At 32.3% G+C, this 21,008-nt stretch carries 24 protein-coding genes and 1 tRNA gene; 12 read left to right on the top strand and 13 right to left on the bottom strand.

Annotation, left to right across the window (positions count from 1 at the left end; all coding sequences use genetic code 11):
* Positions 1 to 221: 221 nt before the first annotated feature.
* From J3U19_RS02705 to J3U19_RS02690, 4 genes are all read right to left on the bottom strand, one after another.
* Positions 222 to 983, bottom strand: a complete 762-nt coding sequence (locus J3U19_RS02705; protein WP_267345386.1) for an antA/AntB antirepressor family protein — start codon at positions 981 to 983, stop codon at positions 222 to 224.
* A 100-nt stretch (positions 984 to 1,083) separates the two neighbouring features.
* On the bottom strand, positions 1,084 to 1,497 hold the full coding sequence (locus J3U19_RS02700) for a hypothetical protein (RefSeq protein WP_267345384.1): 414 nt from the start codon (positions 1,495 to 1,497) through the stop codon (positions 1,084 to 1,086).
* The gene (locus J3U19_RS02695) at positions 1,497 to 1,697 is read right to left on the bottom strand and encodes a helix-turn-helix transcriptional regulator (protein ID WP_091348728.1); all 201 of its coding nucleotides are present in this window, start codon (positions 1,695 to 1,697) and stop codon (positions 1,497 to 1,499) included. The genes J3U19_RS02700 and J3U19_RS02695 overlap by 1 nt, the downstream gene beginning before the upstream one ends.
* Positions 1,698 to 1,900: 203 nt before the next feature.
* Positions 1,901 to 2,863 carry a hypothetical protein gene (locus J3U19_RS02690; RefSeq protein ID WP_267345383.1) on the bottom strand — a complete coding sequence of 321 codons (963 nt, stop codon included), beginning with the start codon at positions 2,861 to 2,863 and terminating at the stop codon, positions 1,901 to 1,903.
* A 185-nt stretch (positions 2,864 to 3,048) separates the two neighbouring features.
* Here J3U19_RS02690 and J3U19_RS02685 point away from each other — a divergent pair, with 185 nt between their 5' ends.
* Positions 3,049 to 3,774 carry a phage baseplate protein gene (locus J3U19_RS02685; RefSeq protein WP_267345381.1) on the top strand — a complete coding sequence of 242 codons (726 nt, stop codon included), beginning with the start codon at positions 3,049 to 3,051 and terminating at the stop codon, positions 3,772 to 3,774.
* Positions 3,775 to 3,963: 189 nt separating this feature from the next.
* Here J3U19_RS02685 and J3U19_RS02680 read toward each other — a convergent pair whose 3' ends face one another.
* The 5 genes from J3U19_RS02680 to secG form a co-directional block, all read right to left on the bottom strand.
* Complete coding sequence (locus tag J3U19_RS02680) at positions 3,964 to 4,530, bottom strand: hypothetical protein (RefSeq protein WP_267345380.1); 567 nt, start codon at positions 4,528 to 4,530, stop codon at positions 3,964 to 3,966.
* A 5-nt stretch (positions 4,531 to 4,535) separates the two neighbouring features.
* Positions 4,536 to 4,730, bottom strand: a complete 195-nt coding sequence (locus J3U19_RS02675; protein WP_267345379.1) for a hypothetical protein — start codon at positions 4,728 to 4,730, stop codon at positions 4,536 to 4,538.
* A 723-nt stretch (positions 4,731 to 5,453) separates the two neighbouring features.
* Positions 5,454 to 6,704 carry an integrase domain-containing protein gene (locus J3U19_RS02670; protein WP_267345378.1) on the bottom strand — a complete coding sequence of 417 codons (1,251 nt, stop codon included), beginning with the start codon at positions 6,702 to 6,704 and terminating at the stop codon, positions 5,454 to 5,456.
* Between the two features lie 185 nt (positions 6,705 to 6,889).
* A tRNA-Leu gene (locus J3U19_RS02665) sits at positions 6,890 to 6,975 on the bottom strand.
* 7 nt (positions 6,976 to 6,982) lie between these two features.
* On the bottom strand, positions 6,983 to 7,357 hold the full coding sequence (secG, locus tag J3U19_RS02660; protein WP_267345376.1) for a preprotein translocase subunit SecG: 375 nt from the start codon (positions 7,355 to 7,357) through the stop codon (positions 6,983 to 6,985).
* Positions 7,358 to 7,778: 421 nt separating this feature from the next.
* On the opposite strand from secG, the gene thiI reads away from it, so the two are divergent.
* The 4 genes from thiI to trmL all read left to right on the top strand — a co-directional run bounded on the left by thiI (position 7,779) and on the right by trmL (position 11,992).
* Complete coding sequence (gene thiI / locus J3U19_RS02655) at positions 7,779 to 9,230, top strand: tRNA uracil 4-sulfurtransferase ThiI (RefSeq protein WP_267345375.1); 1,452 nt, start codon at positions 7,779 to 7,781, stop codon at positions 9,228 to 9,230.
* Positions 9,231 to 9,361: 131 nt separating this feature from the next.
* Entirely contained in the window at positions 9,362 to 10,072 is a 711-nt protein-coding gene (locus J3U19_RS02650; protein WP_267339957.1) for a response regulator, read from the top strand.
* 41 nt (positions 10,073 to 10,113) lie between these two features.
* On the top strand, positions 10,114 to 11,493 hold the full coding sequence (gene cpxA / locus J3U19_RS02645) for an envelope stress sensor histidine kinase CpxA (RefSeq protein WP_267340145.1): 1,380 nt from the start codon (positions 10,114 to 10,116) through the stop codon (positions 11,491 to 11,493).
* A gap of 13 nt (positions 11,494 to 11,506) precedes the next feature.
* The gene (gene trmL, locus J3U19_RS02640) at positions 11,507 to 11,992 is read left to right on the top strand and encodes a tRNA (uridine(34)/cytosine(34)/5-carboxymethylaminomethyluridine(34)-2'-O)-methyltransferase TrmL (protein ID WP_267339956.1); all 486 of its coding nucleotides are present in this window, start codon (positions 11,507 to 11,509) and stop codon (positions 11,990 to 11,992) included.
* Between the two features lie 165 nt (positions 11,993 to 12,157).
* Here trmL and efp read toward each other — a convergent pair whose 3' ends face one another.
* A complete protein-coding gene (gene efp / locus J3U19_RS02635; protein ID WP_267339955.1) occupies positions 12,158 to 12,724 on the bottom strand; it encodes an elongation factor P in 567 nt (188 codons plus the stop codon).
* Positions 12,725 to 12,756: 32 nt separating this feature from the next.
* On the opposite strand from efp, the gene epmB reads away from it, so the two are divergent.
* The 6 genes from epmB to nudC all read left to right on the top strand — a co-directional run bounded on the left by epmB (position 12,757) and on the right by nudC (position 17,401).
* Complete coding sequence (epmB, locus tag J3U19_RS02630; RefSeq protein ID WP_267339953.1) at positions 12,757 to 13,785, top strand: EF-P beta-lysylation protein EpmB; 1,029 nt, start codon at positions 12,757 to 12,759, stop codon at positions 13,783 to 13,785.
* Between the two features lie 328 nt (positions 13,786 to 14,113).
* A complete protein-coding gene (rpmH, locus tag J3U19_RS02625; protein WP_025314679.1) occupies positions 14,114 to 14,254 on the top strand; it encodes a 50S ribosomal protein L34 in 141 nt (46 codons plus the stop codon).
* 11 nt (positions 14,255 to 14,265) lie between these two features.
* Complete coding sequence (rnpA, locus tag J3U19_RS02620) at positions 14,266 to 14,622, top strand: ribonuclease P protein component (protein ID WP_267345374.1); 357 nt, start codon at positions 14,266 to 14,268, stop codon at positions 14,620 to 14,622.
* A 47-nt stretch (positions 14,623 to 14,669) separates the two neighbouring features.
* On the top strand, positions 14,670 to 14,912 hold the full coding sequence (yidD, locus tag J3U19_RS02615) for a membrane protein insertion efficiency factor YidD (RefSeq protein WP_267340143.1): 243 nt from the start codon (positions 14,670 to 14,672) through the stop codon (positions 14,910 to 14,912).
* Positions 14,912 to 16,540 carry a membrane protein insertase YidC gene (yidC, locus tag J3U19_RS02610; protein WP_267339950.1) on the top strand — a complete coding sequence of 543 codons (1,629 nt, stop codon included), beginning with the start codon at positions 14,912 to 14,914 and terminating at the stop codon, positions 16,538 to 16,540. Before yidD ends, yidC begins: the two co-directional genes overlap by 1 nt.
* 57 nt (positions 16,541 to 16,597) lie before the next feature.
* On the top strand, positions 16,598 to 17,401 hold the full coding sequence (gene nudC, locus J3U19_RS02605; protein ID WP_267339949.1) for an NAD(+) diphosphatase: 804 nt from the start codon (positions 16,598 to 16,600) through the stop codon (positions 17,399 to 17,401).
* Between the two features lie 35 nt (positions 17,402 to 17,436).
* Here the strand turns inward: nudC and J3U19_RS02600 are convergent, their stop codons facing one another.
* The 3 genes from J3U19_RS02600 to hemB form a co-directional block, all read right to left on the bottom strand.
* Complete coding sequence (locus J3U19_RS02600; protein ID WP_267345372.1) at positions 17,437 to 18,237, bottom strand: hypothetical protein; 801 nt, start codon at positions 18,235 to 18,237, stop codon at positions 17,437 to 17,439.
* An 89-nt stretch (positions 18,238 to 18,326) separates the two neighbouring features.
* Positions 18,327 to 19,097 (bottom strand): hypothetical protein, encoded by a 771-nt coding sequence (locus J3U19_RS02595; protein WP_267339946.1) that lies wholly within the window; start codon positions 19,095 to 19,097, stop codon positions 18,327 to 18,329.
* Positions 19,098 to 19,478: 381 nt separating this feature from the next.
* Complete coding sequence (gene hemB / locus J3U19_RS02590) at positions 19,479 to 20,492, bottom strand: porphobilinogen synthase (protein ID WP_267339945.1); 1,014 nt, start codon at positions 20,490 to 20,492, stop codon at positions 19,479 to 19,481.
* Between the two features lie 184 nt (positions 20,493 to 20,676).
* On the opposite strand from hemB, the gene rpsU reads away from it, so the two are divergent.
* Positions 20,677 to 20,892, top strand: a complete 216-nt coding sequence (rpsU, locus tag J3U19_RS02585) for a 30S ribosomal protein S21 (protein ID WP_034882800.1) — start codon at positions 20,677 to 20,679, stop codon at positions 20,890 to 20,892.
* Positions 20,893 to 21,008 lie beyond the last annotated feature (116 nt).

Genomic DNA, 21,008 nt, shown 5'->3' with positions numbered 1-21,008 from the left:
AACTTGTTTAACGTGTCGGAAAATTAAATTAGTTACGAAAAAGTAGCTATTTGATTGGCTATTGATATCAATAAAATCTTCATTGCTGACCAAGAAGAAAGATTTCACCTTTTGGATGGCTTTAATCGTGTCGTAGCGATCTAATAAGCGATTATTTAGGGTTTGGGTATGCTGCCCTATTGCTAGGGCGTTAAAATGGTTTAAATTGGCTTGTAAGATCATTATGCTACCTCACCCAATAACCGAATGATATAGCTTTGTGATAGCTTGATAAGTTCCGCTTTTCGTTTTTCGTAATTCCAACCTATATCAATTAGAGTAATATTTGATTTTTCTAAGTAGGCTAGGTGATTAAGCTGTTGTTCATTAAGATAGTCGCGAATATCACCAGTAAGATTATGTGATTTTCTGAAAGCCTTTGCGGACATACCAAGCACAATACTATTAATCATATTAAATTCATTAGTATAGTGATGTGGTTTAGTCTCTTTACTTTGTGATAACCTTTGTATAGTTAATGCGTCACACATAGGACGGCTATAATCTGCCACCTCGATGCGTGCTTTTAATCGCTTAAGCTCTTTCTTCTGGATTGCTGGTGCAATTTCTTTAAGGTGCTGTTCACAACGGATAAAGTACTTTCTTATTGCTCTACCTTTCTCGTTGTTTTCAATCATTGCTAATTCTTTAGCGGTTCCGATTGTCAGTATGTAATCTATACTTTTACGGTCTCCACCTCGCTTAGTTGTCCATTTTATTTGTTGTTCATTATTTGTACTTTGATTCCTGAATTCTGATGAATCAAAGATTAAAAAATCATCATTTTTAATAAGCCCATATTCTTTTATTCTTCCCTTTATCCATGTTGAAAAATCATTTCCTACTTTTAAGTAATTATGTAAAGCCTTTGCGCTAACTGTTTGTTGTAATCTTCCGTTTAATTGCGTTTCTGTTACTGGTACTAAATTATTAAAATCTGTCACTTTCTATAACTCCTAACGTGTCAGAAAATCCCCATTTAGCTAAATTTAGGCAAGGGGATACCGTCAGCGCAAAAATGCGCTTTGCTATAAAATCAATTAATTAAGCTGCTTTACTTGGATAAAGTGCTAAAATTTGGCTGATATCCGATTCAGTTAATAAGCTATTTTCATAACTAAGAATCAGATTAACCACCTTTTGAGCATCTTCCTTATTGGCTAGGTAATAGCGATAGTGTGAGCCCATTCCGTCGGTATTAGGTTCATCCATACGCTTTAATGTGATGCCTAACTTTCTTTCTAGTTCTGAACAGTAATTTCTACCGCTAGAAAGCCTACAGGTGCGCAATATCTCATTTTCTGTAATACCATTGTCACCAGTACACGCAATTAATAGGTAAGCTCTCGGCTTTTTAGGTAGACACTTATAGCAAGATTGGCTATGATTGGAGGCGTCTAAGTTCCAATCTAAGCCCTTTACTATTTCGTCATATAAAGGGTTTTGCTTTATCACCATTATGCCACCTCGCGACGTTCTACTTTGCGAGATTCAAGCCAAGAATAAATTTCATCAGCTCGATAGCCAACACGACGCAAGCCTATTCTGATTCTTTGGGGAAAGGTCTCATCTTTCTGTTCTAGCGTATAAAGGCTAGTGTCACTTTTGAAGTGAAGTAAGGCTTTTACTTCTTTTTTGGATAGGATTTGGTTGGTCATTAGTTATATTCTCCTGTATTTAAAAGATAAATATAGAATATAACTGTGTAAATAAACATGCATTACATTAAATATTAAAATTTACCATTTAACAAAATGGAAAACACCCAGTTAATTAGCTAATTTACTATCAATAACTAATATATTGAATGCTTCTATATATTAAAATGAATAATTTCCATTTTACTAAATTAGTTTCCATTTTATTCAAAATAATCACGCCATTCCTCAGGAATAACTAACTCAAAATCATTATTACTTTTCTCTGTAGGTTTACCTAATTTTATTTCATAAAGCCAATTAGAAATAGTATCTTTTGTGGGGGGGTTTACAGAGTTAAAATTATCAATAATTGTAAGATGTATTTTCCTTGCTATATCAGCAACTTTACTTTGAGGGTTCTTATTTCTGGTTAAGTAAGCCGTATCGATGGCAAAATTCTTATAAAAATGGGGGGGCTTGCCTATATTTAGTGATTTTTCCTTTATATTATTAATGTCATTTTTACCTTGAACAAATTTATTATTTATTAAATTATTAAAATCGTGATAATGAATATAAAATTCATCGCTTGAAACAAGAATCTCATCAAATAATAAGAAACTTGCTTTCAAACCTTCAGCATAATTTTGAGGCAATGATTTTGCATCATAATATTTATAGTTTAAAATTAAACTACGTACTTTAAAAAATTCTTGAGAGTTAATAGTTCTTATTTTTTGGCGTTTTAAATTATAATAATCAAATATCCAAAAACCTTCACCTTTCCCTAAAAATCTTAATTTAAAATAATCTTCATCGCTCTCATTTTTTAAATATTTATCCATTAATGATCTACCTCTATTATATAAAGGTCTATTATTTGCAGGCAGTAATTTGAATAAATCCTGAAAATCAAAATCTGTAATGCTTTTGCGGTTATAATCTAGATACTTTTTATTAATTTCATTTAGCAAATTAATATAATTATTTATAACGGGAGCGTCTCTTCTACAAGAAATACTTAACTCACCATAAAGAGAGTTAATATCAATACATAAGTTTATTAAGTCTCGACGTGCCCATTCGATAATATCATCAATAGAACAACCTAAGGCTAACGAAACATCTTTGATTTTTATAGCTTCAACATAAGGTAAAATTATATTATTTTTTGTATCATCCATACGCCCCTCACGCCCCTAATAGATATTTGCGCCAGTTCGCTAGGGTTGCGAATGTTCGGGGATCAGCCTAGACGCAAATAATACATTAATATACAGTTAGGTACATTATAGCACTGTATTTATATACATTAAATAAACTATGTTAATATTACAGGATGAAAATAATATTTAGAGGTTATAGAAAAATGGCGTTTCAATCTATATTAAATAAATCATCAAAAGACAGCGGTTTGATAATCAGTGATAATTTTACCTTTAATCTTGATATTAACACTGTAGAACAACATGCATCAAAATTGCGGGTAACTGAAAACCCAATTGAGAATGGAGCTAATATTGCAGACCATGCAGTATTAGACCCTAAAGAGGTAACCGTTTATGGTTTAGTTGTCGGGTACGAAACTAATACATTTTCATTTGATAAAATGTCAGGGGTTAATTTTTCCGAATATCCGTTACCAATGCCGATTAAAGCGGTTACTGCTCAAGCTGAAAATATGGTTAAGCGTTATTATGCATCACGCAGTGCTGGTGAAAAAGCGGCTAATCAAGTGATAGCAGATTTTCTACCCGATTATCAATCTCCACTTTTAAATAGTTTATCATCAGATCGCATTGCTGATGCACACGAAAAACTATTAGCAATACAGCGAAGCGGTGAGCCCGTAACGCTACAAACAAATACACGGCAGTATAAAAACATGATACTTACGTCTGTTGGGCTTACTCAAAAACAAAATACAAGTGGCGAGTTTGTATTAACATTTCGTGAGATTTTTATTGTTGAAACGCAAATCGCTAACGGCTTTAAAATGTCTAAGCCGAAAGTTAGAAATTTAGGCAGAACTCAGCCAAGGGAAGTCACTGATGAAGAAAAAAAGGCTATTTTAGCATGGTTAGCAAATAGGTAAATTTTTAGCTGTCTTCGTAATAAAGATAACTGCCTTTTATTATTAAATTAGTATCCATTTATTAAATACCTTTTTACAGGATACTTGTTTGGATACCTATTTTTATTGTTAATAGATCAGCTAAAGACGCAAATAATGCAGTTATATGCTTTTAGAGATATTATAGTATCTGTATTTATATACATAAAACTAGCTATCATCTATTATTTTTTTATATTGTAATGTTAAATGTTCAAGTACACCAGAATCAAATGGAAATCTATAAATTATTGAATTATTAATATAAACATAACATTCAATTTCGTTTGGTTTCACTCCATCTCTATATAATTTTTTTGCCGTATACCTATACCATTCATTAGTTCTATATTGATCAAAATCAATCCACATTACACTAGTTTCACCGGTTGAAAGTTTATTTTTACTACCAGAAACATTACTCGAATTAATACTAAGCGTCCATACTTTCTTTTTTTTCCAAAAACGTAAATACCTTTTCTTTGTTATAATTCCTACACCAAGTTGGTGATCTATATTAATAGGAATTAAAGAAAGATTAGTTATCTTAATAAATATACATTTTCCTAAATTAGTGCCATCACTTAATATTTTAATTCTCTCACCAAAAAAGCATTTTAATTTTATTCGAGTCTGTCGAGAACTTAAATAAAGCGATACAATCACAGCTAAAAATGTTGCCAATCCAGTAAACCAATTGCCAATCATCCCCCAAAAAGCAATGTCATTTTGATTCATATTTTTCAATCCTTCCTCAATTTTTCAACAATCGCCAATCTCACAAACTCAGAACGGTTCTTACTGGCTGGATGACTTCTATCATGTTTAATAAGATCGTCTATTTCATTAACTATTGATTGTTCAATCGATACAATTAATCTTATGTTAGGTACACCATGAAAATAGCGATTTATCTTTTTCTTTTCTGTTTGTTTCATTTTTCCCTAACGTGTCTCTAAATCATCAAAGTATATTGTACCATTCTCTTTTTATGGACTGTTAAAATTATAATTCTAATCAGTCTAGATGTAGTTACATTAATAAAAAGTATTATTTGTAAAAACACCCCATGCAATCAAAGTAATTATATTGCTTCTAACGTGTCCTTAAATTCTTCAAGCCAAGTAGTGAGGGGGGTAGTAAATTTCTATAACTCTAATCTTTCTACACCGCTCACCCTCATTTTTATGCAAAACCGCGAATTGAAATAGTTTTTTTACTATCAATGAATGTGCTGACTTTTTAGCAGATTGCAATTTTAATACCTCTAATAGTAACCATGATCAACCTTAAAATCACTTATTTTTAACATCATGATTAATATATATTTTAATTTTAACCAAAAATAGAGGTTATAGAATTATTTCTATATTTCAATTGGTTAATCATAGGATCAAGATTATATTTAAATGTGAATAGTAGTGAACACCAAAAAATATATATAATAAGTATATAATATATTGATATATATTAATTAATTTTAAAAGGTGAATAGTAGTGAATACTTTTAATGAAAAGTTTAGAATAGTGGGGGTAAGCATAAAAAACCAGTTTAATAACTGGTATATGTTAAGAATGATATTTGAAAAAGCCTCCTCACATCTGAGGAGTGGATCTGATTAATAATTGAAAGCGTAACCCAAATATGGGGCACGATATAGTTAATAATTAACTAACTTTAAATTGCGGTTACCTGATAGTGAGACATTCCCTTTACTGGCTTGCTCGACAAAGTCACCCCACCAATCAAGCATAATACGCTTTTGATGTTCATATTCTGCTTTGTTGTAGGCTCGCCTTACTGCGTTTTTATCTACATGCGATAACGCGCTTTCAATGACATCATAATTAAAGCCTTGTTCGTTTAAAGTGGTACTAGCTAAAGCTCTTAATCCATGCGCAACTAACTTATCTTTGTATCCCATGCGCTTTATTGCCATGTTAGCGGTTTGGCTACTCATTGGCTTGTTATAAGGCGGCCTTGCTGTTGGGAAAACAAACTCGCTTTTATGATTAATAGATTTCATTATCTCAAGTATTTTTATTGCCTGCGGTGATAAAGGTATATTGTGTGGTCTATCCATTTTCATGCGTTCGGCAGGAATACTCCATAATTTTTTATCTAAATTAATTTCTTCCCACTTAGCCCCTACGGCTTCACTTGGTCGCGTTAATGTTAATAACTGCCATTCAATCACGCATCTGGTTTGCAATTCAATCTTTGCCATAGCTAAAGCTTGCATGAACTGCGGTAACTCAGTAGGGGGAATAGTTGGCTGATTTTTTACTTTCGGGCTATTAAATACGTCGGTGATTTTGGCTAGAGGGTTATTATCGATAATTCCCATATTGACAGCGTAATACATTATTTCATTGATTCGCCTACAAACTCTTTTTACTGTTTCGTATTTATTATTGTTATTTAATGGTTGTAAAGCATTGATTACCTTAACAGCAGTTACTTGGTTTATGGGAATGTCTTTGATGTAAGGGAATACATGATTCTCTAATGAACGCCAAGCCTTTTTTAAAGTTTGTTCTTCTAGTCCTTGTTCTGTCTTGAATTTAAGCCATCGTTCAGCCATGGAGTAGAATGTATTGCCAATTGCTTCTTGCTTTAGTTGTTTTTGTTCCGCTTTATGTTCTTGGGGGTCTATGCCCTGCTTAATTAATTCGCGCGCTTCGTCGCGTTGTTTTCGCGCTTGCTGTAGCGAAACTTCTGGATATTTACCAAAAGATAATAATGTCTCTTTATTTGATATGGGTTTTTTATATTTAAATCGCCATAATTTAGTTCCTGACGATTTGACTAACAAAAAAAGGCCTCCACCGTCAAAATACTTTTTATCCTTACTATTGGCTTTTAATGCTTTTATTTGTGTATCAGTCAAAGGAGTAGTTTTAATAGCCATTTTTCACCTTTGGGGGTATCTAATTATAAAGGTACTTTATCCTACCCCCAAATATACCCCCATTATTTTTGGTTGTAAATGTATCTTACTGATGCTTACGAAATAGTAAAACAGGCTTTAAGCCTTGTTTATACAGGTTTTGATGTGGTTTAAAGAATTTTAAAGAATGTTACTGAATATTGAATTGGTGCCGTGGGCGGGACTTGAACCCGCATGCCCTTAGAGCACTACCCCCTCAAGATAGCGTGTCTACCAATTTCACCACCACGGCGCCGTTTTTATTCAGGAATATCTGATGTAGGATTTATTTGTTCTGGTTGAACAACAGGATCTACTGTCGGAGTACTGACTTTTTCGTTTTGTTGTGTCGTTACAGGAACAGTATCTTCGAGGTTATCAAATTCGCCAGTTGAAGTGGTATGACCGCGACTTCCTAAATTAGATAGAACAATACTTATTACAAAGAATAATATACCTAATAGTGTTGTTGTGCGAGTCAAAAAGTTTCCACTTCCTGATGAACCAAATAAAGTTGCTGACGCACCTGCGCCAAAAGAAGACCCCATATCGGCGCCTTTTCCTCGCTGAATTAAAACTAATACGATTATTGCTAGTGCAATGATCAAATAACTTATAATTAAAAGTCCGTACATTTCAACCTGTCAATTTTATGTTTTATACAACAGAATTTATTGAAGCGAAATATTAACGAAAGACAGACCAACAAGCAAGTAAAATTTAAGGTATAGTTGGTATAATTTGAGTTTCGATAATTTAAAACTATTATCAATATTAATTTTTATATTAAAAATTATATTCATTTTTTGTCTTAATCGTTAGGGAAGACAAATCATAACGATTATTTACTTCTAGATATAAAATAGAATATTATTGCTTTTTGCAATAAAATTACCATAATAAATATTATTTTAAATTAATTTGTTCAGATGATTTAATTCAATAAATTGGTTTTATAATCCATTTTAGATTTAATATTTGTTAGATTAAATTTTATGTTTTTTTAGAAAAACAGTATAATGTCCGCCATTTTTATTTAGATCACGCCTTAGTTTTATGAAATTTATTGTTAAACTCTTTCCTGAAATCACGATTAAAAGTGATTCTGTTCGTTTACGTTTTATCAAAATATTAACTAGCAATATTCGTAATATATTAAAACATCATATAGAAGATGTTGCTGTTATTCGTCATTGGGATTTTATCGAAGTTCGTCCAAAAATAGAAAATAGTGAAGCCATGATTCTAGAACTATTAACACGAATTCCTGGTATTCATCACATTCTAGCTGTCGATGAACTAACTTATGTCGATGTGCATGATATTTTTGAAAAAGTTTTAAGTTATTATGCCTCATTAATTGAAAATAAAACCTTCTGTGTAAGGGTCAAACGCAGAGGAAAGCATGAATTTACTTCAATTGACGTTGAACGTTATGTTGGCGGAGGGCTTAATAAATATGTACCTTCAGCTAAGGTGAAGTTAACACGTCCTGAGGTTACGGTAAATTTAGAAATTGATAAAGATAAGTTGTTACTTGTTAAAGGTCGACATGATGGTATTGGTGGTTTCCCAACAGGTACACAAGAAGATGTTATCTCACTTATTTCTGGTGGATTTGACTCAGGTGTATCAAGTTACATGTTGATGCGGCGAGGAAGTCGAGTACATTATTGCTTTTTTAATCTTGGTGGAAAACCTCACGAAATTGGTGTAAAACAGATGGCTCACTATTTATGGGAACGATTTGGAAGCTCACATAAAGTACGTTTTATCGCTATTAATTTCTCGGATGTCGTTGGTGAAATTTTGGAAAAAATTGATGATGGGCAAATGGGTGTAATCTTAAAAAGAATGATGATACGTGCCGCATCTAAAATAGCTCAACGTTATAATGTGCAAGCTCTTGTGACTGGGGAAGCACTAGGTCAAGTATCAAGCCAAACATTAACTAATTTACGTTTAATTGATAATGTTAGTGATACATTGGTTTTACGTCCGCTAATCACACATGATAAAGAAACCATTATCAATATTGCTCGTCAAATCGGCACTGAAGATATCGCTAAAACAATGCCTGAGTTTTGTGGCGTAATATCTAAAAGTCCTACTGTAAAAGCAATTAAAGAAAAAATTGAAGCAGAAGAGTTGAATTTTGATTTTTCAATACTTAATACAGCTATAGAAAATGCAGAAAATATTGATATTCGTGAAATAGCGAAACAATCTAATACAACAATTCAACAGGTTGAAACAGTATCTACTCTTAACAACGATCATATTATTATTGACATTCGCCCATCAGATGAACAAGAAGATGAACCTTTACAATTAGGCGATAATGTTAAAATTAAATTAATTCCTTTTTATAAATTGGCTTCTCAATTTGGTAGTTTAGATCAAAGCAAACAGTATTTGCTTTATTGCAACCGTGGAGTAATGAGTAAATTACAAGCACTTTATCTTATTGATCAAGGTTTTTATAATGTTAAAGTATTAAAATTTTAGAACTTAACAATTATTTACTATATTGTTGGTATTGATAGTATTTTTTGCATATATAATAACTCGGCACAGTGTGGAATCTTGATGTAATTCGATAAAAATAAATATGATAAATGAGTAAACAGAGGATTGTAATGAACAAATTACTTGTAGTGGATGATGATCCAGAAATCGCCTCGTTGTTATCCGAGCTTCTTGAACTAGAAGGGTTTGAAGTTGAAACGGCGAATAATGGCATGCAAGCTTTAGAAAAGTTTGATATGACATTTGATTTGATTCTGCTCGATATAATGATGCCTGAAATGAATGGATTAAATGTATTATCTCAACTTAGAAGCAAATTTACTGTCCCTGTTATTTTTTTAACGGCTAAAGATAATGAATATGATAAAATTATTGGACTTGAACTTGGCGCTGATGATTATATTTTAAAACCTTTCAATGATAGAGAACTTATAGCCAGAATCAATGCTCTATTGCGTCGTACACGTTGGGATAATTTAGTTAATGATGCTGATGACCTTCCTTTACAGTATACAGTTGATAAGTTGGTATTAAATCGAAAACAGCAGTCAGTTTATTATGATAATAAATATATTGAATTAACTGGTACAGAATTTCAAGTGTTACTTAAATTTCTCGAAAATGGTGGTAAAATCATATCTCGAGATACGTTGAGCGAAACAGTTTTAGGTAAAGAATTTATTCCTCTTGCTCGCTCAATTGATGTACATGTATCTAATTTAAGAAAAAAACTTCCTCCTCGTAGCGATGGTTTACCGTGGATTAAAACATTACGTTCTAAGGGATATTTATTTGTTATTGATAGCAATGATGATGTATAACAACATCGATATAGTTTTAAATTAGGTGTAATGATATGTGGATTTTTGACCGTTTAACTGTTCGAATTTTCACTATCTTCCTTCTAACAATAGCTTTTTTTTTGGCATTAATCATTTTATTACCAAATTTAGATTCTAGAAACTTAACTTACATTGCAAATAAAGAGCGAGAAACAGGTAACGAATTAGCTAAACAAATAGAAAAAGATCTATCCAATGTACCTAAAGATAGCTTTCGTTGGTGGATGCGTTTTATTGTTGTAATGGATACCTACCAAAAATCAGGTCAATTTTTATTTATTGTTACTCCAAACGGGCAATATATTACTGCTGATACCAAAAATATTGATTTAGTAAAAAACTTTAGCGAAATATCACATAATATTTCAGATCCTGCTAAAAAAATTTATGATTTCCAAGAGATTATAGGGCCATTTTTAGTTCATTATGCTGATGAACCATATCAATTGTATGTCTTACAACCTGCTTCTGATGTTCAATCTCAATTTGTTAATTTACTTTTTGATCATCCCTTATTGTTATTAACACTAATGATGTTGATCAGTTCTCCTTTTTTGTTATGGTTGTCATGGAGTATAGCTAAACCTGCACGGGGGTTAAAAAAAGCCGCAGATCAAGTTGCTAAAGGAAATTTACAAGAATGGCCAGAACTTGAAAAAATTGGATCTACTGAATATAAAGCAACAGGTGCTAGTTTTAATCATATGTTAAGAGAACTTAAACGGATGCAAGAAGTACAGCAACGCTTATTTTCCGATATTTCTCATGAACTTCGTACTCCTTTAACACGTTTACAACTTGCCACATCTTTATTGCGACATAAGCAAGGAGAAAGTAATGAAGTTATACGTATTAATAATGAAGCGTTAAAGCTTGATTCTATGATAGGTGATTTATTGTCTTTAGCAAGGCAGCAATATGATAATAATGAAATTCGGCAATTTAAGAAAATTAACTTATTATTCAAACAGGTGCTTGATAATGCTACTTTTGAAGCAGAACAAATAGGGAAAAAGTTTTTAGTGACTAATCCTCCAACTAGTCATACTATTTTATGCTATCCTATGGCTTTATGTAGTGCTCTTGAAAATGTGATACGTAATGCATTCCGGTATTCTAATCATGAAATTGTGGTTAATTTTATTGCCCAACAGAATCAGATAATAATTAGTATTGACGATGATGGAATTGGTGTTGCTGACAAGGAGCTTGAGCAAATTTTTAGACCATTTTATCGTACTAGCGAAGCGCGAGATCGTCAATCAGGAGGAACAGGATTAGGACTAGCTATTGTTGCTAATGCTATCATGCGAGATCATGGCAATGTTAAAGCAGAGAAAAGTCATCTTGGAGGACTCCGAATTGTGATAATATTACCAATTCAGAAATATAAACAATAGAAGAGAAAGTATTGTGTCAAATGTTGCGTTAAATATCGTTTTATTTGAGCCCGAAATTCCAGCTAATACAGGTAACATTATACGTCTATGTGCTAATACAGGTTTTAATTTGCATATTATAGAACCAATGGGATTTTTTTGGGATGATAAAAAGCTGAGAAGAGCAGGTCTTGATTACCAAGAGTTTGTCAACGTAACTCGTTATAAAAATCTCGCTCATTTTTTAGAGGTTAACCGACTTGATCTCATCACACAAGTCTATGCATTAACGACTAAAGGTAAAAAATCTCATAGTGAAGTTATTTTTCAGCATAATGATTTTTTGATGTTTGGTCCTGAAACTCGTGGCTTACCTGCATCGGTTCTTGATGCATTACCACAAGATAAAAAAATTCGTATTCCAATGTTAGCTGATAGTCGAAGTATGAATTTATCTAACTCAGTTGCGGTTGTGGTCTATGAATCGTGGCGCCAATTAAATTATTTTGGTGCAAAATAATTTGATTAATTTCTTATTAACAATGAAGATGTTATAATGAATATAAATGATAAGTTTATTTTTGTTGATTAAAAATATGCTATTAAAAAAACGGTTTAACACAAAAAAGAGGTTAATGTAACCTCTTTTTTATATTAATAACATAGTAGCATAAAACGACTATAATTATTTAACACGCGATACATATTCACCTGAACGAGTATCCACTTTAAGTACTTCACCAATTTGCACAAATAATGGTACACGGACAACTGCACCTGTTGATAAAGTTGCTGGTTTTCCGCCTGTTCCTGCTGTGTCGCCTTTTAAGCCAGGATCGGTTTCAATGACTTCTAGTTCAACAAAATTTGGAGGCGTAACAGCGATAGGTTGGCCATTCCATAATGTTAAGATGCATTCAGCTTGATCAACTAACCATTTTGCATTATCACCGACAGCTTTAGCATCAGCCGACAGTTGTTCAAAAGTATCATTATTCATAAAATGCCAGAATTCACCATCAGTGTATAAATATGTTAAATTCATATCAACAACATCAGCGCCTTCAACTGATTCACCCGACTTAAAAGTTTTATCAACAGTTTTGCCTGAAAGTAGTTTTTTAATTTTTACTCGGTTAATTGCTTGCCCTTTACCTGGTTTATAAAATTCATTTTCAACAATTACACAAGGTTCGCCATCTTGCATTATTTTAAGACCGGCTTTAAACTCATTTGTACTATAAGATGCCATAAAAGCTCCAACTATCATTCTGAATTACAAAAATGAGTCATATTATACAGCAAAAAATTGAACTACCAAATAATAAAGATGAATGGATATTAGATCTAAACAATGTCGTGACTGATATCAAGAAACTCTATTCTTATTTAGAATTAGATCCTAATTCCATTTCAATTTCTATGTTACTAGCGAAAAAACAATTTCCGCTTCGTGTCCCTATGGCTTTTATCAATCGAATGAAAAAGGGAGATTATAGAGATCCTTTGTTATTACAAGTTCTTTGTGATGATCATGAAATGATTCATATTGATGGATATAGCAATGATCCTTTGCATGAACAACAAAATGCTATTCCAGGATTATTGCATAAATATCATAATCGTGCTTTATTAATTACTAAAACGGCCTGTGCTATAAATTGCCGTTATTGTTTTAGACGGCATTTTCCTTACCATGAAAATCAGGGTAATAAAAAGAATCTTAATATAGCGCTTAATTATATTTCCGATCATCCGGAGCTTGATGAAATCATTCTTTCTGGGGGAGATCCCTTAATGGCTAAGGATCATGAGATTGAATTTTTAGTGAACGCATTAGAAAAAATTCCTCACATTAAGCGATTACGAATCCATACCCGTTTAGCGGTTGTGATACCATCACGAATTACATTAGCGCTCTGTCAGCTATTTGCTAATAGCCGATTACAAATTATCATGGTTACTCATATCAATCATTCAAACGAAATTGATGAAAATGTAGCTAAAGCGGTTTCATTATTAAAACATCAAGATGTAACCGTGTTTAATCAAAGTGTTTTATTAAAAAATGTTAACGATAAAGCTGAAATACTAGCACAATTAAGTAATAAGCTCTTTGATACTGGTATTTTGCCTTATTATATCCATTTACTTGATAAGGTACAGGGGGCCGCTCATTTTATGGTTAGTGATGAAAAAGCCAAACAATTAATGAGTCAACTGGCTGCTCAAGTTTCAGGTTATTTAGTGCCTAAATTAGCGCGTGAAATAGGTGGTGAAAAAAGTAAGAGAGTCATTGCATTTAGTGATTAATAAATTTAATTTTCGCTCTTCTTTTTTGGTGTTATTTTTATACGTTATATTAATCTATAAAGAAGATAAATTAATCTCATAGTCTATTATTTTGCTGATTATTTCTTGATATTAAGGATTAAAATATCTGCTTAAATTAATAAGGTATATATCAGTTTTTATATAATTGTATCTTAATCAGGTGCTAATGGATTTCTTAAAAATTTATCTGTTAAAATCTCATTGACGACAAATAAAATAAACACTATAATTTCGACCTCTTTAATTAATGCTGTGGAGTCTACACTCTACAACCTTGTTGATAAATTAGATTTGGATATAAATCGTCATGAAACGCACATTTCAACCATCAGTATTAAAACGCAATAGAACTCACGGTTTCCGTGCTCGTATGGCAACAAAAAATGGTCGTCAAGTTCTTGCTCGCCGTCGTGCTAAAGGCCGTGTTCGTTTAACCGTTGCTAGCTGATTTAAAGTTGAGTGATTAAATTCACTTATCCTCGGGAGTTGCGATTGTTAACTCCCTTTGATTTCAGTCATGTCTTCCAAGAATCCATTAGAGCTGGATCTCCTTTTCTTACGCTTGTTTCACGTAGAAATAATTTAGCACATGCTCGTTTGGGATTTGCCATAGCTAAAAAGCAGGTAAAGCGTGCCCATGAACGTAATCGCATCAAACGACTTGTGAAAGAGTATTTTCGTTATCATCAACATCAACTCCCTAATGTTGATTTTATTCTGATGGCTAAATCTCCTGTCATTGACTTAGATAATCAACAAATAGTTGAGATTTTAGATAAACTATGCCAACGAATCATAGCCAAGCAAAAAATTTAAATAAAGTAAAATTAGTGATAAAAAGGCATGTTTTTGCATTTAATTTATTGATAATTAATATTTTTATTTTTTTTATTCGTATATATCAACGCATTCTTAGCCCTTTATTTGGTCCTAAATGCCGTTTTACACCATCATGTTCACAATATGCTGTAATTGCAGTAAGACGCTTTGGATTAATAAAAGGTGGTTGGCTAATGGTTAAACGTGTATTAAAATGTCACCCTTTACATGAAGGAGGAGAAGATTTTGTTCCTCCTAAAATTAAAACCAATAGAGAAAAACACTAATGGGATCTCAACGTAATATTTTAGTCATTGCTTTACTTTTTTTATCTTTTTTTATTTGGAAAGCATGGGAAGACGATCATGCTCCTAAGCTGCCTATGATTAATCAGTTAACACAACAGATAGGTGAAGATAATTCAACTAATACTGCTGAGCTCGGTAAAATAATTACTGTAAAATCAGATGTATTGTCACTTACTATCAATACGTATGGTGGCGATGTGCAAGCTGCTCAATTATTAAAATATGAGCAAACACTTCATTCAGGTACCCCCTTCCAGTTGTTAACATCAAGTCCCGATTTTATTTATATTGCTGAAAGCGGTTTAACTGGTAAAGATGGACCTGATAATGCTATTCAAGGATCAAAACGACCAATATATCAAACTGAACAAACCGAATATGCATTAGCTGAAGGACAAGATGAATTGCGTGTACCACTGACTTATCAGGTAAATGGTATTAGTTATACTAAATATTATATATTGCATCGCGGTAATTATGCTATTGATGTTCAATATGACATTAATAATCAGAGTGGAAATCCTATTGATGTTTCAATGTATGGTCAATTAAAACAAACTATAGAGTTACCTAAAGGCACAGTGACTGAAGGTGGTGGTGGATTAGGTCTAAATGCTTTTCGCGGTGCGGCTTATTCTAGTTCTAACACTAACTATAGTAAATACAGTTTTGATGATATAAAAGATAAAGCTTTAGATGTTAGTACTAAAACTGGTTGGATTGCAATGCTACAACACTATTTTGTAACAGCATGGGTACCAACTCAGGATCAAAATAATTTATTTTATTCTCGAGCTACAGCTAACAAATCTCAAGCAACAATTGGCTTTAAGGGTAAATCAACTGTTATACAATCAGGTAGCAGCCAAACTATTGGGGCAAAATTATGGTTAGGGCCAGAAATTCAAAACCAATTAAAAGAGACCGCTAATCATCTCGATTTAACCGTTGATTATGGTTGGTTATGGTTCTTATCACAACCACTGTTTTATTTGTTAAAATTTATTCATAGCTTTGTTGGTAACTGGGGCTTTGCAATTATTATTATTACTTTTATTGTCCGTGGTATTTTATTCCCATTAACACGTGCTCAATATCGTTCAATGGCAAAAATGAAGTTATTACAACCTCGTATAGAAGCATTGAAAGAACGTTATGGTGATGATAAACAAAAAATAAGTATGGAAACTATGGCGATTTATAAACAAGAGAAAGTAAATCCATTAGGCGGTTGTTTGCCAATCTTTATTCAAATGCCAATTTTCTTATCATTATTCTATATGTTAGGTAATGCTGTTGAGCTACGTCATGCCCCGTTTGCACTTTGGATTTATGACTTATCTGCACAAGATCCTTATTATATTTTTCCTTTATTAATGGGCGGTACAATGTTCTTAATTCAGATGATGTCCCCAACACCGGCCGCTGACCCATTACAAAAAAAATTAATGACTTATATGCCATTAATTTTTACAGTATTCTTCTTATGGTTTCCTTCAGGTTTAGTTTTATATTATATCGTAAGTAATTTATTTACAATTGCTCAGCAACGTATCATTTATTGGGAACTTGAGAAAAAAGGACTTCACGAGAAGAAAAAGAAATAATATTGATAATAAAGGAGGCTAACCCCTCCTTTTTCGTTGTTTTGAGTATAAATTGATATGAACATACAGCAACAAATAAGTTTGAATGGAAATGAAACGGGCTATTGGTTTGTCAGTAAAAATGGAAGGTTATGGTTACCAAACGGGGAAGTTCCTGTTGGAAATGCCAGTAAACTGGGTTTCAAAAATCTGATTGCCCAACCCATCGGTGAATGGAATGGACAAACGGCTTGGCTTATTTGTCGTGAAATGAAAACTGCAATGAGTTCAATTCGATCTTTGCTTGATAATACTGAACAATCATTATTTTACATGGCTGGCCGAGCTGTTCAATTATCAGAGTTCTATCGTTCTCATAAATATTGTGGTTATTGTGGTCACAAAATGTGTATTAGTACAACAGAATGGTGTTGTATGTGTCATAACTGTAATGAACGTTATTATCCTCAAATTTCGCCATCTATCATTGTCGCTATTCGCAAAAAAAATAAAATATTATTGGCAAAACATGTTAGACATAATAAAAATAGTTTATATACTGTTTTAGCTGGTTTTACTGAAGTTGGTGAGACAATGGAAATGGCTGTTAAACGAGAAGTATTTGAAGAATCAAAATTAAATATTAAAAATATTCGTTACGTAGGATCTCAGCCTTGGCCGTTTCCAAATTCATTGATGATGGCTTATTTAGCAGATTATGAAAGTGGCGAAATTCAAGTAGATACTTGCGAATTAGTTGAAGCAAATTGGTATCATTACTCTCAATTACCTAAAATACCTGAATATGGAACTATTGCTCGGCGCTTAATTGAAGACACCATTATACTTTGCCGTAAATACGATGAGTACGGTCATGACTAATCATATTCCCTTTGGTATTAAGAGAATAAATAAAGCTATTGGTATTCGATGGTTCTTATTAAAGTAACGGTTTTTGACTCATTTCCTGTTGTAATACAAATTGCCTTAGTCCAATCTCGGTTTTCATTATAATTAGAATAGGTACAAGTCTCAGTCATTTCAACTTCTTGTTCATTTTTATCATTGATAATAATGTCACCATTTGATGATAGTTTAAATGACTTAGTGATAGTTTTTTCCAATTGCTTACGATCATTGTAAATAATATCTTTTTCTTGTACTAACACAGGAAATTTGGTTTTTTCATCAACTGGAATATAAGCATTATACAAAACCTTCTCAACCCGGTCTTCTTCATAAATTATTTTGCTGTTAAAAATAATATTATTTTCTGCAAAGTGAGATAAAGTTGTTTCAACTAAATGACCTTGCCCATCAAATTCAGAAAAAGCAACAATATCTCCATTACTATTTTTCATGCCAAGTATGTTTTTTGTATTGTCAAAAGTAATTTCATATTCATCTCTGGTTCCTTCCATTCCGTAAATGTATTTGGCTTCATCATAATTAATTTCACCATAAAGTCCTTCTAAATTATAATTAGTCACATAACCCTGATAGTTATAGTTAATTAGTTTATGTGATGGACCTTGAATTTTCTGCTGTTTAAATAACTTGTGAACAGGCAATAATTCTGGTTCTGTATGAAAAAGATAACTGTTAGTCACGGCAATATGAGTTGAGTTTGTATTAGTTGTTTTTTTGTCATCACAACCACTAATTAATAGTGTACTGCTGCATAAACTTATATAGAGAAGAGAAATATAGTTTTTCATAACATTATCTTCTATTATTAATCTTATGGGTTAAAGATTATTTAGAGTAAAACATGAAATTGTCATTCATCATGCTATCTTTACCATTTTTAATGGCTGCTACACCAAATAGATAGGGCATCACACTTCCAAGCTATCATCATTTCACACCATACCGATCGCCATCTCCTTATGGTATTGCTCGTCAATTTTAAATTTTTCTCTATTTGTATATTGTCTTCTCCGGCTAAGAGTAAATCAATAAAATTTAGCCATAATTCAGGTTTGGGTAAACGATTTAGTTTAGTATTACTTAGAAGATTAAAACTATGTCGACATCGTTTACATCGGTAACATGTTCGTTTGCCTATTTTGACTGTTTCTGTTGAGTTGCAGTGTAAACAAACGGGAGTTGTCGTATTAAGTAAAGTATTTATTTTTGATTTGATATAATTATATTGTTCAATTAAGATTGGATTTAAAGTTGTTTGTTGTTTGTTGATATACCATTTATATAATGATAAATAATGTAGCTTTAAGTGATTCATTATAGCATGGTCACGACGCATTATTTTCTCAGTTGAACAATCAAATTTATCTGCTATTGCTTGATAGCTGTAGTTTTTTATCCGGCTAATAAAAATAGTTTCTAACCAGTTAAAAGGAGTTAGACGATTAAAGTGTGTATTGGTTGCCGCCGTAAAATATTTATAACAAGCTTTACAACGGTAAGTAGTAGTTGGTTTTGAACGGATTAGATAAAATTCTTTTTTGTCACAATAAGGACAAACTTCAACATACTGTAAAACTATCCTCTCTAAATCTTGACGAAAATCATTAAGCTCTTCATGCAATTCTATCGGTATGAGTTCATAGATCATTTTTCATTCTCTTGTCATTAATCTGATGAAATATTATCAGATATTTATATAAACATATAGTTTTCCTAAAACTTTTTTACACGCTTTACTAAATATTGGTTACTTACTTTATATTGCTATTAAATCATGTTAATTATTTATATGCTGAAATTGACGGATAAAATAAATATGAAAAGTGTTTTGCTTGAAAATCGGATTTTTGGAGGTAAAATCGACATAGCTTTATCCACTTGTAAAAGTTTAAAAAAGTTCCTAATTTAATAGCTAATTTTACCGAAAAATAGAATGAACAAAGCCAATAATCTAAATGAAGTCTTTTGCTGTGTTTTGATAAATATCCCCATTATATAATATGGGGACTTTACAGTGAGTTAATACATCTTATTGTCTTTGAACTAACCATTCAGCAACTTGTTTAGCGAAATATGTTAATATTCCATCTGCACCAGCGCGTTTAAAGCAAAGTAAGGATTCCATAATTACTGATTGTTCATCTAACCAACCGTTTTCAATTGCTGCGCACAGCATGGCATATTCGCCAGAAACTTGATAGGCAAATGTTGGCACAGCAAAGGTTTCTTTCACTCTTCTGACCATATCAAGATAAGGCATACCTGGTTTAACCATGACCATATCAGCGCCTTCACTAAGATCTTGGTAAATTTCTTGCAAAGCTTCATTGCTGTTGGCAGGATCAAGTTGATAAGTTTTTTTATTACCGCCTTTTATATTTGAAGCAGATCCTACTGCATCACGAAACGGGCCATAAAAACTTGAAGCATATTTAGCCGAATACGCCATGATTTGTGTATTAACAAAATGATGATTTTCAAGCGCATCACGAATTGCACCAATGCGTCCATCCATCATATCACTTGGCGCGATAATATCTGCACCAGCTTGAGCTTGAATTAAAGCTTGCTTAACAAGAATTTCAACAGATAAATCATTTTGAACATAACCATGTTCATCAATAATGCCATCTTGTCCGTGGCTTGTATAAGGGTCAAGTGCTACATCAGTTAGAATACCTAACTCGGGAATTTCTTTTTTTAATGCTCGAATCGCTTTGGGCACTAACCCATTTTCATTATAAGCTTCTTGAGCAAGTAATGATTTTTTTTCTGGTTCAATGGCTGGAAACAGTGAAAGAACAGGAATACCTAGTTTAGCTACATATTCAGCTTCTTTTAATAGCATATCAATGCTCATTCGATTAACATTTGGCATTGATATAACTGGTTTAATAATATTGTTACCTTCAATTATAAAAACAGGATAAATCAGGTCATTAATTGTTAGGTGATTTTCTGCAACTAAACGGCGGCTAAAATCATAAACACGATTGCGGCGTAGGCGACGCTTTGGGTATTGACCGATGATAAATGATGACATAAAAATACCTATCTATCTTAATAAAAATGGTTTTATTATCTAATTGAGTAGGGAGATTAGCAAATTAATTTGTTATGATACAATAATTCGATATTTTACTTTACAACGTATGTCTATTAGGGGTAAAATTGCGCACTAATTTTTAGTCCTTTGTGATATTAAACAAATTTGAGGTGAGAGGCACATGCCAGTAATTAAAGTACGTGAAAATGAACCTTTCGATGTAGCATTACGTCGTTTTAAACGTTCTTGCGAAAAAGCAGGAGTTCTAGCTGAAGTTCGTAACCGTGAATTTTATGAAAAACCAACTACTATTCGTAAACGCGCAAAAGCAGCTGCTGTTAAACGTCACGCTAAAAAATTAGAAAGAGAAAACGCTCGTCGCACTCGTCTATATTAATATTTATACTAAAAGTTTAAATTGATATAAAACTCAATTTTATCTATTTTTTTATAAAAAATTTTTTACAAGCCGTACATATACATGCGGCTTGTTGTCTTTGCGTATAGTGCCAA

It is taken from the genome of Gilliamella sp. B2828 (genome assembly GCF_026537125.1).
GTDB lineage: Bacteria > Pseudomonadota > Gammaproteobacteria > Enterobacterales > Orbaceae > Gilliamella.
The sequence above is the reverse complement of the archived record's forward strand: the minus strand, read 5'-3'. Positions and strand labels throughout refer to the sequence as shown.